Here is a 1302-nt window from a genome sequence, read left to right on the forward strand (position 1 = left end):
TGAAGCTTCCCCTTGATCGTGGACACCTGGAGACTGGGATCTGAGGTTCCAGAGGAAGCAGTGCCAGGTGGGAAGCAAGTACACGAATCGGTACTCGGACGAGTACAAGCGGGACGCGATCGAGCTCGTGCGGTCGTCGGGCCGGACGGTGACTGCGGTCGCCCGCGAGTTGGGGATCAGCTCGGAGTCCCTGCGGGGCTGGGTGAAGAAGGCCCGCGCCGCCCGGGAGGGCGGGGCGGAACCTGGCGCGGAACGGGCCGCCGACGATCGGGACGAGGAACTGAGGCGGCTGCGGAAGCTGACCGCCGAGCAGGCGAAGACGATCGAGATCCTGAAAAAAGCGACCGCCTTCTTCGCGAGGGAGAGCGACCGGTGAGCCTGATCTGCCGGTTCATCCACGCGGAGAAGGCCAATTACGCGATCACGCTGCTGTGCAAGGCGATGAAGACCGCCCGGTCCACGTACTACGCGTGGGTCGCCGGAGCCGGGGCCCGTGAAACGCGGCGACGGGCGGATGTTGCCCTGGCCCACGAGATCACGGTGATCCACATCGCCTCCCGGCGGAACTACGGTGTCCCGCGCGTCACCGCCGAACTGCGCCGCCAGGGCCAGGTGGTCAACCGCAAGAGGGTGGAGCGGGTCATGCGGGAACACGGCATCGCCGGGAACAGCCGGCGCACCGGACGCCGCAGTCTGACCAAGGCGGACACAGCGGCGGCACCGTCGCCGGACCTCATCGGCCGGGACTTCACCGCCGGCCGCCCCGGCACGAAGGTCGTCGGGGACATCACTTACATCCCGACCGCCGAGGGGTGGCTCTATCTCGCCTCGTGGCTGGACCTGGCCACCCGGGAAGTGATCGGCTACTCGATGGCCGACCACCACCGCGCCGAACTTGTCGTCGACGCCCTCGACATGGCTGCCGCGCTGGGCCGCCTGGAGCCCGGCTGCGTGATCCACAGCGACCGCGGATCGGAATACACGTCAGCTCAACTACGCTCCAGAATAGTCGAGTTGGGGCACCGGCAGAGCATGGGAAGAACCGGGAGCTGCTTCGACAACGCCGCCGCGGAAAGCTTCTGGGCCGTACTCAAAGAAGAGATCGGCACCCGCTTCTGGCCCGACCGGGCCACCGCCCGCGCCGGCATCTTCGACTTCGTCGAGACCTTCTACAACCGACGCCGCCTGCGCAAACACATCCACTGGGGCTACCTCACGCCCCACGAGGCGCGCCTGCGCTACCAACAGGATCAGACCCTCGCGGCATAACAGAACCGTGTCCGAGATCACGGGGAAACTTCA

General features: G+C 67.1%; 2 protein-coding genes. Both read left to right on the top strand.

Features of this window, described 5'->3' with window-relative positions:
* Positions 1-67: 67 nt before the first annotated feature.
* Positions 68-376, top strand: coding sequence for a transposase (locus ABT300_RS44160; RefSeq protein WP_351688852.1), 309 nt, complete (start codon positions 68-70; stop codon positions 374-376).
* Positions 373-1269 (top strand): IS3 family transposase, encoded by an 897-nt coding sequence (locus ABT300_RS44165; RefSeq protein WP_351688854.1) that lies wholly within the window; start codon positions 373-375, stop codon positions 1267-1269. Before ABT300_RS44160 ends, ABT300_RS44165 begins: the two co-directional genes overlap by 4 nt.
* Positions 1270-1302 lie beyond the last annotated feature (33 nt).

The sequence above is a fragment of the Streptomyces sp. NPDC001027 genome (assembly GCF_040299045.1).
Classification (GTDB): Bacteria; Actinomycetota; Actinomycetes; order Streptomycetales; family Streptomycetaceae; genus Streptomyces.